This window comes from Fibrobacter succinogenes, from assembly GCF_902779965.1.
Classification (GTDB): Bacteria; Fibrobacterota; Fibrobacteria; order Fibrobacterales; family Fibrobacteraceae; genus Fibrobacter; species Fibrobacter succinogenes_F.
Map to the genome: position 1 here is coordinate 1 of NZ_CACZDK010000012.1, position 15,105 is coordinate 15,105.

Here is a 15,105-nt window from a genome sequence, read left to right on the forward strand (position 1 = left end):
CACCGAAGAACAGTACAAGGATTTCTACAACGTCATCAGCCACGAAGCCGACGAACCGGCCGCCTGGAGCCACAGCCACGCCGAAGGTTCCCAGGAATTTTGGAGCTTGGTCTACATTCCGTCCAAGGCTCCGTTCAACATTTGGCACAACGACGCTTTGCATGGCCTGAAGCTTTATGTGAAGAAAGTCTTTATCATGGATGACTGCAAGGACTTGCTGCCGCCTTGGCTCCGCTTCGTGCGCGGTGTGGTCGATTCCGAAGACTTGCCGCTGAACGTGTCCCGTGAAATCTTGCAGAACAACAAGATCATCACGAACATCCGTAAGCACGTGATCAAGAAGGTGCTTGACGCCTTGCAGAACATGGCCGACAAGGATGCCGCGAAGTACAACGCTTGGTGGCGCGAACTTGGCATGGTGTTGAAGGAAGGCTTCTACATGAACTGGGAACATCTTGACGAACTCAAGAAGTTGCTCCGCTTCGAAAGCACCAAGACCGAAGGCGATGCTCTCGTAGGCCTCGACGAATACGTAAAGCGCATGCCGGAAGGCCAGAAGGAAATCTACTACCTCGTGGGCGACAAGAACGCCATCAAGTCGAATCCGATGCTCGAAGCATTCAAGGCCAAGGGCTACGAAGTGTTGCTCATGAGCGATGGCATTGATGAATTCATGATGTCTAGCCTCACGGAATTCGGCGACAAGAAGTTCCACGACATTTCCCGTGGCGATGTGGACTTCGAAAAGACCGAAGAAGAAAAGAAGGCCGAAGAAGAAAACAAGGGCATTTTCAAGGGTCTCTGCGAAAACCTGCAGAAGGTCTTGGACGAAGACATCAAGGAAGTCCGCGTGTCTAGCCGCCTGAAGGATAGCCCCTGCTGCTTGGTGACCAGCGAAGATGCGATGAGCGCCCAGATGGAACGCATGATGAAGGCCATGGGCCAGAAGAACTTGCCGAAGAGCAAGCGCATTCTGGAAATCAACCCGACGCACCCGATTTGCGAAATGCTCAAGAAGAAAGCCGAAGCCAAGGAAGATCTTGGCGATTGGCCGAAGGCCCTCTACGGTCAGGCTTTGCTTGCTGAAGGTTCTCCGCTCCCGAACCCGGCTGAATACGTCGCTGCAATCACCAAGTTGCTGACTGCTAGCGTGAAGTGACGCCTTTGGCGTCATCCTGAGCGAAGGCGAAGGATCCAGTAACACTTTTCATACAAAAAGACCGCGATTCAATCGCGGCCTTTTTTCAATTTCGTAATGCTCACTTTATTCGTCGTCTTTTACGCAACGAACTGAAAGCCAGTCGTCCTTTTTGCCGTGGTCCAAATACCCACCATCGGCGTTGTAGTACCCACTGCCGTCGCTCAAGTGCATGCGCTGAACGCCTTCGTAGTTATCCGTAGAACTCCAAAAGTACGCGTCCTCGCCCTCACAGTGGCCAATCCCATAAAAGTCCCCATAGCCAGCTGGCAACGCCGAAAACGAGAAATCATCCGTGCCGTTGGCATCATTATCCCACTCGGACGAGGACTTGAGTTTTATTCCAGCAGTTGATTTTCCACCAACAGCGCTGAACAAAGAGCTCCACTCCCCTAGTGTCGGCAGATGCCAGCCTTTGGGGCAAACTCCACGCACCGGGTAGGTCGGCGAGCATTTCTTTCCATTGCCGCATCCCTTGCCGTTCACACTCCATACGCCCGCACTGTCCATGGCCGCACTCCACAAGTAAAGGCGTCCATATTTTTCGCAATTCTTCAACAAATCATCGACGCATAAACTGCTGGAATCCCGCTTTTCAGTAGGTTGCAAATAGGCATAATTCAAATTTTCCGCCATCCAGACCTGATCTCCGATTTTCACGGTCTTGTAGGTTTTGTTGTCGCGAGGGTCCGTCACGGTGTTGTTTTTTTCGTCGTATATAGCCATGGTGTCGTGCACACTTGCCGACAAAGAATCGTCACCACCGCAGGCGGTAAAAATAGACAATGCCGCAATAAACAAGAACTTTTTCATAAATATCTCCTCCTCATACATATTTAAGTAAATATAAGTAATTTGGGGATTGAAAAAGGCGATCCCGGAATAAAAGCAACCAAGGCGAACGCTGCGAAAATGCTTGCATTTTCATAGCTGAGCCGAAGGGCTTTGTACTTGTACAAATCCGGGGTGACAACGTGAATAACTCAGATTTAGAGAACAAATCCTAATCCATAATTTTTTCAAGCAGCGAAATAGCCTTTTTCATCTGTTTTTCGGGAACCGATGAATAGTTGATGACAAACTCAGGTCGCGAAGGATCCAGTAACACTTTTACCGAACTCCGTTTACGCGGAACATTTCACCATCCCTAAGGATTAGAACCTCATGATTCCGGATAAATATTTTCGCGGGAGCTTGCCCTGCATCGAGACTTCGGCGTTTATCCACAAAATTCGTGAAGCCGATTCCCACACCTGTCGAATCAGCGCTGTCGCGTTCAAGGGGCAAGAGCGGATAATCCGCGTCCAGGATGCCGCCTGCAACAAGCCCATCTATTGCAACGGCCTCAAATGATGCTGAATCCGGCGGAACGATCAACATCAGCTCTGCAATATGCATTGAATTGTCCGATGACGACCACAAGTCATCGACCTCTATTTTGAGTTGGGTATATCTCCCCTGCTTCCAGAACACATACTGCGGCGATTCATTTTCCTTGAAAGTTCCAGAGGCAAGTTTCTGGAATTCTTCGCCGTCGGTAGTTCCCGAAACAGTGAAATTGCGCAAGAAACCATCCGTTGTTTCATCGCCTTGATACATAAGCCCCAAAGTTTCCTTTTCGGTCGATATTAAAAATTCAGCCGGGAATGTATTTACATTTGTAGAAATCCAAACCGTTGAAGGGTTCCAGTCTCGGAGATTTGGCACAGAACTCTTGGAATCAGTAGCAGGAAGTTTTTCAAAAGTGTAGTCACCGTTCAAAACGTGATCCACAGCAACAATCGGATTCCCCGGCATGACAAACGCCCATTCATAACGCCCCTGCTCCGAAAGTTTCACGGTGTCTTCGACAACGACAAGTTCTTGCACCACGCTGTCGATGGCGTAATCCTTGACGCTCAGGAAAGAAAGCGTACCCTCGTCTTCGTAATCTTCCCTCTGAATGGTAAAGAAATACTTCAACGGCTTTCTCAAATCATATCCCGACGAAATGTCCGTAAGGTCGTAACCGAATTCCATTTCCTCCGTATGCACGCCATCTCTCCATGTGCCGAGCATCGGGCCCTTGAAACCGTCATTTCGGAAATGGTACAGGTATTCCGTTTTCGAGGGAGATTTTGCAGAAGTATCCCGCGAAATGCCTATAGAAAGCCGTATCTTTGAGCGGTTCCCGTATGACATGCGGATTTTCACGGTGCGTTTCGGGACGTAGTCCTTGCGCAAATGGAAAATTTCAACGACTGGGGAGCGGCTTTCCGCATAGACGCTGTACGGAACGAGGAACCGCCCTTCATTCCCGAAGGAAAGTCCCCAACTGTTCTGCACAATCCATACGCCGCAATTTTCACCGATGCAAATGCTGTCGTTGTATCCCGCGATTGTCACCGAATGGTTTGTTGCCCCCGGGAGCGATGTCGCGACAATCCAAGGTTCATCCTTGATCTTGACGGTATCCAACGTCCAGGAATCAATATCGAAACTTGCAGCAGCAACGCCACCTGCGGCAAAAGTCGTATCGCCCCAGTGGTTGTAAAGCCAGCCCTTGAGCGAATCACGACCTTCGCTTGTAGCAAGCGAAATAAAGGTTACGCTGTCGATTCTATTGTGCATGGCATCATGCCAACGCGAATAGCCCTGCATCCAGCCGTAGTCTTCGGGCACATTGCTTGAAGATTTTCCGTAGGTATTAGAATAAAGGATTCCGCCATAAGTAGCGGCATCGGGAATACCCACCTTTTGTGCAAGCAGAGCTTCGGACGCATGTCCGGATGCTACAACCTGCCACGTGAAATACGCGGGCAAAAGATTCGAGGAGTCCGCAGGAACCCTGTAATAGGCGTTGCGTTCGTAACCGAGCGACATCGTGATGCGGGAAATTGATGCGCATGCGCCTGATTCCCCTTGATCGTAACCCCTGAAAAAATACGGCGTTGCGGAATTGTCTACCGCCGAAGGCAAATTCGATGCAAAGGCGGAACAGCAAAGCAGCCCCAAAGACAATCCTAGAATATATCCATAATTCATTATAACCTCAAAAAGCCCCCTGCGTAGAGGGGGCTTCGTGAATTTGCTAGAACTGATTAATAGAGATCGTCATCATCTACAAAATCGTAGTGAATATTAAACTTGTAACCCGAATGGGGTTCGGGGCCGCAGGAGGATTCATCGCAAATACCGTCAGTGTCGTTGTATTTGATTCCCCCCTGACCAATAAGGAACCTATTCTCGCCCTGTTTTGGAGCGTTGCCGCTCACACCATCTCCATTCAGGTCATCTGCCATTTGTGCATACGGCCAACTGATTCCTTGTTGAGCGAAATCACGTTCTGGCATTTGACTGCAATACATGAAAGAGTTGATGTCCAAATACAGCCCTTCACTGCCAATATTAAAGGTGTATGGACCTCCTTTTGGAATTTGATCTTCTCCGTTCGTTTTTCCATCTGCTAATGCTTGAGAATACCATATCACCGTTTCCTTGAAACTATTATATCCTGCATCGTAATCAAAAACATACCAAGAAACTAGTGCGCGCTTTCCAGTAAGGAGAGTAACAGTCGTAGTCAAGTCTGTTCGACATTTATCGCTACCCCTCTCATAGTACCAGTACTCAGAACCAACATCAGTAAATGTAATGTCCACCTTCAATCGGCCTACACTACGCACATGCTGGTCCGTACCCGTAGAGAACACCATGTCATCGCCTTCCTTTCCATAGGCATATACGCGATAGGCATAATAAGGAGAACCTTCACCAACCTTATCGGGATAGCTGTTTTCATCGGCATTTCTCATTGTGGGCACAAAACCGTTGTAAGCAACGCTGTCTGCCATTTTAACCTTGTTTTCAATTCTATCCGGCAAAGTAGCAGCACTGTCGCCACGCAAAATGACATACCCTTTCACGCGGCTATCTTTTGAACGGTCGAAGTTCACGATAATTTGTGAACGGCCTACATTTTTTCCAAGCGTCAAGTTCGTCGGAGGCATCAGCGCCGAAGTAATCGACAACGTGTAGGTTTTGACAGTAGCCTCATCTTCAGATTTTACTTCAATTTTAACTCTCGTGGTATCCAATATTGAAAGTTGTTCCGGAGTCCGGAAGGTGTAAACGTTCTTGCCGCTTTCTACAGTCGGTTGAACATACTGCATTGTTTTATCCGTTGTAAACTTTAGCCACGCAACCTTTTTCGCATTAGGCGTGACTTTGATAAAGGCGGACGGAGCTTGGACAAAGACGTCGAAATTGTTCGCTTTAGCAAGTGCTATAGAATCCTTGCTCAGCAAAGCAGATGCCCCGGCCTCCGACGGATCCGAAGCAAGCACCTTGAGTATGGAGAGAGAGGCGTCCTCAAACATCGCACGCTTGGTCGGTTCCGGATCTTCCTTGTCGTTCAATCCATCGCCATCTGTGTCATCGTTTGCCGGATTTGTATAAATCTTGACTGTAGATTCACCTTTGGTCCAGCCGATGATTTCATCGTAGTCCGACAAGCCGTCACCATCAGAATCCGCCTTCTTATCATCCGTTCCGAACAAGTACTCTGTCGGGAGGGGAACCCCGTCGTGGTCCTGGTCTTTGCTGTAGAAAATATGTACGGCATCACCTGCACCTACGAAAATCTTTTCCAAATCGTAGGAGGCATAGGCGATTGAGTATAAAGCCATGGTGTTGAGTCCTTTTTTGATGTCCGCAGCACGTTGAACCGTAACAAACCACATGGCACTATCGGCTAGGTTGAATTTGTATTCATCAATAGAGGCTAGTCCATAAAGTTTTTTCTTTGAAGGGCCTTCAACTGAATCTTGCTTGAAATTTACGTGGGCATTGCGCAACAGTTCCGCAAGGGAAGTCTGTGCATACATGTCATCAGTCCCCTTGTGGTCGGGATTATAACGGTAATTCGTTGCAACTAGATATCGTACAGACGGGTTGCCGCTAGATCCGGGACCATAATCAATAGTGAAGTCAGCGGTCTTGGCTGCCACCTTTGTGTAAGCTACAGTGAAATCGTCTTTGCCTCCATCAATGGTTATTTTTTGCGTCGAAGAACCGAGCACGATAGAACTTGTATTGTAGATTAGGTTCTTAATTAGTTCAACCGGCACTTCGCTATTGCAGAAATTTGCGTCGGTCGATTCACCCGGCTTGAGCGTGATGTTACTCCAAATTAAACTGCCGTCGCGGCTCAAGTCGGCAAGGATTGTCAATGTACTAGTATCTTTAATGTCATAGGTAGAAGCAGACAGTTTTAAAGCCTCTATGGTAAATGCAATGTCCGAGGTATTCTTGAGTTCCACCTGCATGCAGAGGGTAGCTCCACTCACTTCGCTACCTTCGGACTTTTCCTTGGCAATGGCCTTTTCGAATTTTTCTGCAACGCTCTTTTCTTCGGAGGAGCCCCAGGTCATGCCTGTAGAACTGGTATAGCTGCCGTTGTAACCAACAGTAACATTCCCAACAAATTTAGCGACCACACCATCCCCATCTATGCCAAGTTCAGTACCTAGAGTCGTCGAAGCTGATTGAGCATGCATAATGTCTGCACTGCGTGTTTGTTCATAACTCGTAGAATTCGTCTTGGAAACTTCCATGCCCTCAGAGACAGTTTCGCTCTCGTTTTTCCCTTCTGAAGTCGTTACATTGAGCCATATGCCAGGTGTTTTTTTCAAGGTCACCCTAAGCCCCGGCACATCGGCAATACGCGGGTTGAACTTGGTCGGGTTTGTGGGCGAATACATTCCATCGGCAAGTTCCTCACCATCGCTCCAGCCATCGCCATCCGTATCGGCGGCTTTCGGGTTCGTATCGTATTTGTAGATTTCCTCAAGGTCTGTAAGGCCGTCGCCATCCATGTCCTCTTCAGCATCCATCTCGACAATCTCAATGTTCTTGATTTCTGAAAGCTTGAATGTATGGTTCCCAGCCAAGACGCCTTCGCCTACCGTCACGGTCATCGTTTCTTTGCTCTTGTCCTTGAGCGTGAACGCCATGCGGTCCATATCCGAAAGTTTAATAGCCTGTTTGGCCTTTCCCGAAATGTTCATCTCTTTCTTTTCTGCTTTTCCGGAAAAAGTCAGGCTGTCAATAGTCGTCAAATTCAGGCTTACCGTGGCATTTTTCTCGCCATCTTTATATACATTGATAACGCCCGCCATGCTGAACGGAGCCAAAGCCATAAGAAGGGCAGAAATTTTTTGAATCGTCTTCATCCTTTCCCCTTACTGCTTCACGTTGATGTTAAGAGTTGTAAGGTGGGCGCCTGTTCGGACCTGCACCACGTAGAATCCAGAATGAAGACCTGGCTGAACCACATTCATGCCCTTCACGAGAGTTGCGTTACGGTAAACGCAGTTACCCAAGGCATCAAAAATACGGACAGCCGAACGACCTTCAGGAACGAACACAGACAAACTTGAGGTCTGACGATTCCAAGTTGCCGACGCACCTAGCTTTTTCATCGGCACAGGAATCGACACTATTTTGGAGGAATCGTTTTTATCGGCTACAAATGTTATTTTCGACAGAGTTTCTACCCAAAAACGCTCGGTGGTGCCGTCCGCCTTGGTGATTTTGATAATGTGCGTTTTTGCAGCCAAAGCGAAGGTTGTTAAAACGAGCATGAGAAACACGAATTTTTTCATATTTTCTCCTTTATGAAGGGGTCACTCCTAGTTTTTTTTGATTATTGTGTTTTCATGACTTATTAGGCCATTTCACTCGTTAATAGACAGTTCGAGCCTTTTTACTCATTATTTTATGTAAAAATATTTTTACTTGATTAAAACAAACTCATCAAATTTTCGCATCCATGAAATGATTAAGCATAGAAAAAGACCACGATCCAATCGTGGTCTTTTTGAATTTTTGCGATTTTCGTCTATACTAGTCCTTGATACACCGGACCGAGAGTTTCCAATTTTTTTCTGATTTAGCCGGCACAAATGAATCATCCGTATATGCGGTTATCATGTCGATTGCTAAAGAATCGCCCTGTTCTACGGAAGTCCAAAACTCCGCCAAAATGCCCTCCAGACCGAAGACTGTATGGGCATTACCCGCAGGAAGAACCGTAAATCCGTATTTATCCAAGTTCACAACTGGAATAGTATCAACCCTAACAATTTCATCACCCTTTCTTGCAGTTCGATATCGTTTACAAGGCTCCCAACCACTTGTGGATTTGAGGATTTTGCCAGCTTCATCTTTACCGCCCATAAGGTTTATCAACGTATTCCATTCCGTCGTATCCGGCAAGTGCCAGCCAGAAGGGCATGCAGTCTTCGCCGCCGCCCATGTGTAATGACGACCATACTCTTCGCATTTGCTTGGGTTATCATAGAAGCAAAAACTATTTTCCGACTCGTAATTCAAATTCTCGGCCATCCACCACTGCTCATTGATTTTTACCGTCTTGTACGTTTGACCATCACGAGAATCCTTGAAGGAGCTACGTTCGACACCCACATCCGAAGGGCCATACCCCTTAACGCAACGAACCGGATATTTTTCACATGTAGGGCGAATCCACCAAGTCGTATGAGCATCTTCATCACCCCTAACCCACATGGTTATAGCTAGGTCGGTATAAAAATTGCTCGTCCAGAAATAAGTGTCATCCAAATCAGAAAGTTGCTGAGCCGAAAAACCGAAAGCATCAACACCATTATGGCCTTCTTTCCAGCCGGTCGTAGACTTTAGCATTTTACTCGCCACGTCAGACCCTCCAATGGCCTCCATCAAAATCATGTATTCGCATTCACTCGGCAAATGCCAACCGTAAGGGCAAGCATGCATCGCAGCGGTTTGCTTATAACGGCCCTTTTTGTAACCTTCCATTTCGTAATTCAGGTCATCCACCATCCAAGTCTGTTCACCAATGACAACCGTCTTGTACTTTTTGCCATCACGAGGGTCGGTCATCGTGCCGTATTCGCACTTATCATCCTTTTCCGTTTTGCACTGCTTAGCGGGCTTTACGGAACTCAAAATACTCGGATCGGAACACCCCTCTTCACCCGCCAAGCCAAATATCGTTGGTGGCAAGCACATTTCTTCGTCATCATCCCAATCGTCCGCAGACGAGGACTTTGCACTTGAAGAGGACTTCGCCGTGATACTGCTAGATTTCGAGCTGTCCTTTTTACTGCTGCTGGACACCGGTTCGTCAGAATCGGCTCTGCTGCCGCTATCGTCACCGCAAGCAGCGAGAAGAAAAACACAGGATAAAATTGCAAGGCCCTTCGACAGGCACTTCGGCAGGCTCAGTGTCCCACTCAGGGACCTTTTCATAACACTAATCTTTTTCATCAAATCCTCTCCAAGGAACAAATTAAAGCATTTGGTTTAATGTAAGAAAAGAAAACGCAAATGTCAAAAAGTTCACCATCAACTTTTGATAATTAAGCTTATTTTATAAAAAAAGCCCCCGGACATAGCACGGGGGATAGCGTAACATAGCTTTGAAGCGTAAAAGTTTATCGCGTTACAAGCGCAATTATTGCCGTTAAAAGACCGCCGACAGCGACACCAGCAAGAATAATCAACGCGACCATCATCCACTTGACGTATTTCGCCAAACGAACATGCAAAGCAGATTGATCTTTTGAAAAATGCTGGTAAGCGTTGAGTGCAGCCATCAAAGTAAAGCCGACATCATCAAGCCAACCAAAAATGGGAATCGCATCAGGAACCACATCAATGGGCGACAAGTCGTAAATGACAGCGGCCATCGCAATTACAACAGAAAGCGCCTTCCAAATAACCGGAGATTCGCCCTGTCCTTCCACCTTAACATCCCTTTTCGTTTGATGCAAATCGTTCACGTTGTGAACTTCGACATCATCATAAACTTTCTCTTGCGGCATCCAAGCAGTCCTCTATATAAACCAATTACAATTTTAATATATACAAAAAAGACTACCGAATTTTCGATAGTCTTAAAAATAATTGCGCCGATTAGCCTTTTCTAAAAAATCGGATAAGCGAGCAGAGCAAGGTCACAATCACAATCTTGAAACGAAAATAAATTTTCGACAAGATTGGATTGCGACATCCTTCAACGAACAATGGGCAAAGCCCATTTCCCGTACTAAAGTACGGAGTTTCAGTAGCCGCAGACCCCGAAGGCGTACAATAGTACGACGAGAGGGTCGAGAACGCAGCTATGCGAAGCTTAGACGATTTTGTTACCCGTGGTAGAGTTTGCTCGTCTGGTAATTCGGTTCCGATGTGAGGTTCACGCCCAAACGGCGGAACACGCCAACGTCAACCTGCGAGAGGATTACGCTGGAGTGGACTTCGCAATGGCGGAGTTCCGGAAGCTTTTCGAGAGCAATCTTGGCGTTGTAATCGGTCAAGGCGCAAACGGAGAGTGCCACGAGAACTTCGTCCATGTGGAGGCGCGGGTTCTTGTGACCGAGCTGTTTGGTCTTGAGGTTCTGAATCGGTTCAATCACCATCGGAGAGAGCAAGCGGACTTCGTCAGGAATCTTCGCGAGGTGCTTCAATGCATCGAGCAACGCTGCAGAAGAGGCGCCCAACAACGAAGAGGTCTTGCCCGTAATAATCGTTCCATCGTTCAATTCGATAGCAACTGCCGGACCATTCGTTTCTTCAGCCTTCGCCACAGCAGCGACAGCAACCTTGCGGTCCTTCGCACTGATGTGAGCCTGTTCCATCACAAGTTCAAGCTTGTAGACTTGATCCTTTTCGGCATTGCCCTTGCGGACTTGGCACAAAGTATTGTAATAGCGGCGAACAATTTCGGCGTTGGCGGCTTCGCACACAGCAGCGTCATCAACGATGCAGTTGCCAGCCATGTTCACGCCCATGTCCGTCGGGCTCTTGTACGGAGATTCACCGAGAATGCGCGTAAAGAGAGCATTCAGCACCGGGAAAATTTCGACGTCGCGATTGTAGTTAATCGTCGTCTGACCGTATGCTTCCAAGTGGAACGGGTCAATCATGTTCACGTCATTCAAGTCGGCAGTAGCGGCTTCATAAGCGAGGTTCACCGGATGTTTGAGCGGAATGTTCCAAATCGGGAACGTTTCGAACTTGGCATAACCGGCCTTGACACCGCGCTTATTTTCGTGATAAATTTGGGAAAGGCAAACAGCCATCTTTCCACTTCCCGGACCCGGTGCAGTCACCACCACGAGTTCGCGGGAAGTTTCAACAAATTCATTTTTGCCATAACCATCATCGCTCACCACGAGCGGAATGTTGCTCGGATAGCCGGCAATCGGATAATGGCGATAGACCTTGAGGCCAAGCGTTTCAAGCTTTTTCTGATAAGCAACGGCGCTCGGCTGTTCTTGCCAGCGGGTCAGCACCACGCTACTCACGTAAAGGCCATAACCACGGAAGGCGTCAATCAGGCGAAGAACGTCCTGATCGTAAGTAATCCCGAGGTCGCCACGAACCTTGTTCTTTTCGATGTCGCCAGCATTGATGGCGATGATGACTTCGGCCTTATCCTTGAGCTTTTCGAGCATGCGGATCTTGGAATCAGGAGCAAAGCCAGGCAAAACGCGGCTTGCGTGATGATCATCGAATAATTTTCCACCAAATTCAAGATAGAGTTTTCCACCAAATTTAGAGATACGTTCTTGAATTTTTTCAGATTGAGTTTTTAGATAAGCATCGTTATCAAAACCAACTTTAAACATATAACAAATACCATTTTGAGAGTTTTCACAATTATAAAAAAATGTAAACCACCATCTCAAGTCCAAAAAAATATTTTTTTGCCATATTTCTAAATTTAGCGACGAACATGTTTACTTACCGCTACAGAGAACTTGCCGTAGCCCTTGAAAAAAAGGGTGAAGTCCGTTCTGCGCTCGCCAAAACGCTCCGCGTGAATCCCGAAGAAATCTTCAACCTCGAAGTGGAACGTTTTTCGCTAGATTCCAGGCGCAAAGGGGACTTACGTTGGTCATACAACGTGGTTTTTGACTTGAAGCGGAAAGTTCGCGCCACGGGGAATAACGCACGCGGGCTCATCGAGTCGAAACGTGAAATTCGCAGTCTTGATGCAGAACCGGGCAAAAGTACGGTTCCCATGGCAAGCCACGTTGATATCATCGGTGCAGGGCCAAGCGGCTTGTGGGCGGCATTGCATCTATTACGCAAAGGCTTTTTCGTCGACGTTTACGAACAAGGTAAGCAAGTCGAAGAACGATTCCGCGACATCCGTCGATTCTTTGTAGATCGTAAATTCAACGCCTACAGCAATGTGCTATTTGGCGAAGGCGGTGCAGGCGCATTCAGTGACGGCAAGCTCAACACACGCAGCAGAAACTTGTTCAGCGAAACAGTCCTCAAGGACATGGTAGAGTTCGGCGTTGACGAAAGCGTCGTGACATTCGCAAAGCCGCACATCGGTACGGACAAACTTGTTTTGATGTTACGTAAAATCCGTGCGGAGATCGTTCGCCTTGGCGGGCACATCCATTTTAACACATGCCTTGAAGATATTGAAATTAAGCACGGACGAATTTGCGCGATCAAGCTGAAAAACGTCATTGCGAGCCCCGGAACAATGTCCGGGATAAACTCCGCGAAGCAATCCAATGCAAGCGCGAACACGGAAATCGCGGAATCGCATTGGCAACCTTGCGAAGCGCTTGTTCTCGCCGTTGGGCATTCTGCACGCAGCATCTATGAACTGCTCCACGCACGCGGAGTCCAGCTCGAAAGCAAGGCCTTTGCCATGGGCGTTCGCGTTGAGCACCCGCAAATGCTCATCAACAGGCGCCAGCTCGGCAACGTCGATACAAGAATCACCGGCGCCGCCGAATATTTCCTCGCCACGCCAACGCTCAGCAAAACTTCGAGCGCTTACAGTTTTTGCATGTGCCCCGGCGGAGTCCTTGTGCCATGTGCATCCGAACCGGGAACGCTCGCGACAAACGGCATGAGCTACAGCCGCCGCAACGGAGCATTTGCCAACGGAGCCATCGCCGTCCCGATTACCGCAGGCGCCGAAGGATTCGACATTCCCTCAAGTGGTTCGCTTTTTGGCGGTCTCGACTTGCAACGAAAAATCGAAACCGATGCCTACAACGTTGGCGGGAAAAATTACGCCGCTCCCGCGCAAACCATCAAGAACTTCCTCGCCCACCGCGAAGACAAAAACCTTCCGAAATCCACCTACCCTTGCGGACTCGCTCCCAGCAATTTGTGGGATTGGATGGACAAGACCATTTGCAACAGCCTTGCCGAAGGATTCCAAAACTTCGACCGCAAAATCCCGGGCTTCATCGAACAAGGTTTAATCGTCGCCCCAGAAACGCGCACCAGCTCGCCACTCCGCATCCCGCGCAACAATGAAACGCTCGAAAGCGTGAACACCCAAGGACTCTTTGTCCTCGGAGAAGGCGCCGGCTACGCCGGCGGAATCGTCACCAGTGCCGCGGACGGCGTACGCCTTGCACACTACGCGAAAATTGAGAAGATTGTTTCAACGAAACTCCGCACAGATTGATTTTTATTTTTCACGTTCAACTTCCTACTGTCTACTTCCAACTTCCGGCCGTTTATGATCACACGTACTATCGATCGCAATTTTGCTAACATGCGCCTTGACCGATTCCTCCGCAAGGCATTCCCCGAAGAATCACTCTCAGTGTTCTTCGCAGTCATCCGCAAAAAGAAAGTCCGTGTAAACGGCGTTGTCGGCAAGGCAAACCAAATGCTCGTCGAAGGCGACGTCGTGAACATTTACGAAAATTTTAAGAGCGTTAGTGAAATAGACGAAAGACGAAAGACGAAAGACGAAAGAGAGACTCAAAGCGACAATTCAAAGACGAGAGACGAGAGGAGTATAGAAGGGGAAAGCCATCCCCTCGCTTCCGCCGCCGAAGCGGCTCCCGCAACCCCTTCGAGCGGGGCCACACCACCTAAAGGTGGCCATGCCCACATAAGTGCTGAAGCACTAAGTGGTCAAAGGCCGCAACGCCCCGACGCAAAAAGCGCAACAGGTTTTGCCAAAAACAAATCGACCTGGGGCAAGGCGCTAACAGGTGCCGAAAAGCAGGCGCATTGGGGCGCACACGAACTCGACCTTATCGTGCAAACCGAAGATTACGTCATCGTAAACAAGCCCTCGGGACTCGCAAGCCAGCCTGGAAGCGGCACGCGCCCCGGCGAAAGCCTCGTGGAATACCTTTGGGAATGGGGACGTAACGAAGGTCTAGACTTTAAGCCGACCATCGCACACCGCCTCGACCAAGAAACATCCGGCATGATTATTGCGGCGCTTCACGGCGACACGCTCCGCGACTTCACGCGCATGATTCGCGAACATGTTGTAGACAAATTCTACTTTGCGCTCGTCAAAGGCAACCTCAAAAAAGACCGCGGTACCATCAACGAATCGCTTTTGCGCACCGATAGCGCCAAGGGCAGCAAGATGCTCGTCGGCCAAGATGACGAAAACGCACAAAAAGCCATCACGCATTACCGCGTCAAGCAGCATTACGAAGGCTACGACCTCGTGAAAATCAAGCTCGAAACGGGCCGCATGCACCAAATTCGTGCACACTTCGCAAGCATTGGGCATCCGCTTTTGGGCGACACGCGCTACGGCGATTTTGCGCTCAACCGCGAAGTCAAAAAACAATTCGGTCTGAACCGTTTATTCTTGCATAGTTGCCGTCTAGAATTCGACTGGAACGGTGAACACAAAGTCTATGACTGTCCGCTCCCCAAAGAACTTCGAAACGTCATCAAGCAGTTAAAACCGATTCGCTACGAGCGCCCTGAAAACAACTTTCAAAAGAGCCGTAGACGATAAAATGGCGATGCCGCAACAGGGTGCGGCATGACATAAGCAGGCAAAGCCTGTCACCCTGGAACAAACGCAAGTTCAAGAAATAATGGATTCCCTCCGCGTTGCT

General features: G+C 48.5%; 10 protein-coding genes. 3 read left to right on the forward strand and 7 right to left on the reverse strand.

Going from position 1 to position 15,105, the window contains the following annotated elements:
• The coding region (gene htpG, locus HUF13_RS07545; protein ID WP_173474556.1) for a molecular chaperone HtpG at window positions 1-1,159 on the forward strand (1,159 nt) is incomplete at its 5' end.
• A 105-nt stretch (window positions 1,160-1,264) separates the two neighbouring features.
• On the opposite strand, the gene HUF13_RS07550 is transcribed toward htpG, so the two are convergent.
• From HUF13_RS07550 to HUF13_RS07580, 7 genes are all read right to left on the reverse strand, one after another.
• Complete coding sequence (locus HUF13_RS07550; protein WP_173474557.1) at window positions 1,265-2,011, reverse strand: fibrobacter succinogenes major paralogous domain-containing protein; 747 nt, start codon at window positions 2,009-2,011, stop codon at window positions 1,265-1,267.
• Between the two features lie 297 nt (window positions 2,012-2,308).
• Complete coding sequence (locus tag HUF13_RS07555) at window positions 2,309-4,222, reverse strand: C1 family peptidase (protein WP_173474558.1); 1,914 nt, start codon at window positions 4,220-4,222, stop codon at window positions 2,309-2,311.
• A gap of 56 nt (window positions 4,223-4,278) precedes the next feature.
• Complete coding sequence (locus tag HUF13_RS07560; RefSeq protein ID WP_173474559.1) at window positions 4,279-7,410, reverse strand: hypothetical protein; 3,132 nt, start codon at window positions 7,408-7,410, stop codon at window positions 4,279-4,281.
• 9 nt (window positions 7,411-7,419) lie between these two features.
• Entirely contained in the window at window positions 7,420-7,842 is a 423-nt protein-coding gene (locus HUF13_RS07565; RefSeq protein ID WP_173474560.1) for a T9SS type A sorting domain-containing protein, read from the reverse strand.
• A gap of 241 nt (window positions 7,843-8,083) precedes the next feature.
• On the reverse strand, window positions 8,084-9,508 hold the full coding sequence (locus HUF13_RS07570; RefSeq protein ID WP_173474561.1) for an FISUMP domain-containing protein: 1,425 nt from the start codon (window positions 9,506-9,508) through the stop codon (window positions 8,084-8,086).
• A gap of 167 nt (window positions 9,509-9,675) precedes the next feature.
• Complete coding sequence (locus HUF13_RS07575; protein ID WP_173474562.1) at window positions 9,676-10,065, reverse strand: YkvA family protein; 390 nt, start codon at window positions 10,063-10,065, stop codon at window positions 9,676-9,678.
• Window positions 10,066-10,386: 321 nt separating this feature from the next.
• A complete protein-coding gene (locus HUF13_RS07580; protein WP_173474563.1) occupies window positions 10,387-11,871 on the reverse strand; it encodes a DUF1846 domain-containing protein in 1,485 nt (494 codons plus the stop codon).
• Window positions 11,872-11,978: 107 nt separating this feature from the next.
• Here HUF13_RS07580 and HUF13_RS07585 point away from each other — a divergent pair, with 107 nt between their 5' ends.
• Entirely contained in the window at window positions 11,979-13,691 is a 1,713-nt protein-coding gene (locus tag HUF13_RS07585; RefSeq protein WP_173474564.1) for an NAD(P)/FAD-dependent oxidoreductase, read from the forward strand.
• A 54-nt stretch (window positions 13,692-13,745) separates the two neighbouring features.
• A complete protein-coding gene (locus tag HUF13_RS07590; protein WP_173474565.1) occupies window positions 13,746-15,002 on the forward strand; it encodes an RluA family pseudouridine synthase in 1,257 nt (418 codons plus the stop codon).
• Window positions 15,003-15,105: the final 103 nt, after the last annotated feature.

Excerpts from the sequence above, each read along its gene's own strand:
- HUF13_RS07550 (WP_173474557.1), bottom strand. The coding sequence starts at position 2,011 with ATGAAAAAGTTCTTGTTTATTGCGGCATTGTCTATTTTTACCGCCTGC.
- HUF13_RS07555 (WP_173474558.1), bottom strand. The coding sequence starts at position 4,222 with ATGAATTATGGATATATTCTAGGATTGTCTTTGGGGCTGCTTTGCTGT.
- HUF13_RS07560 (WP_173474559.1), bottom strand. The coding sequence starts at position 7,410 with ATGAAGACGATTCAAAAAATTTCTGCCCTTCTTATGGCTTTGGCTCCG.
- HUF13_RS07565 (WP_173474560.1), bottom strand. The coding sequence starts at position 7,842 with ATGAAAAAATTCGTGTTTCTCATGCTCGTTTTAACAACCTTCGCTTTG.
- HUF13_RS07570 (WP_173474561.1), bottom strand. The coding sequence starts at position 9,508 with ATGAAAAAGATTAGTGTTATGAAAAGGTCCCTGAGTGGGACACTGAGC.
- HUF13_RS07575 (WP_173474562.1), bottom strand. The coding sequence starts at position 10,065 with ATGCCGCAAGAGAAAGTTTATGATGATGTCGAAGTTCACAACGTGAAC.
- HUF13_RS07580 (WP_173474563.1), bottom strand. The coding sequence starts at position 11,871 with ATGTTTAAAGTTGGTTTTGATAACGATGCTTATCTAAAAACTCAATCT.
- HUF13_RS07585 (WP_173474564.1), top strand. The coding sequence starts at position 11,979 with ATGTTTACTTACCGCTACAGAGAACTTGCCGTAGCCCTTGAAAAAAAG.
- HUF13_RS07590 (WP_173474565.1), top strand. The coding sequence starts at position 13,746 with ATGATCACACGTACTATCGATCGCAATTTTGCTAACATGCGCCTTGAC.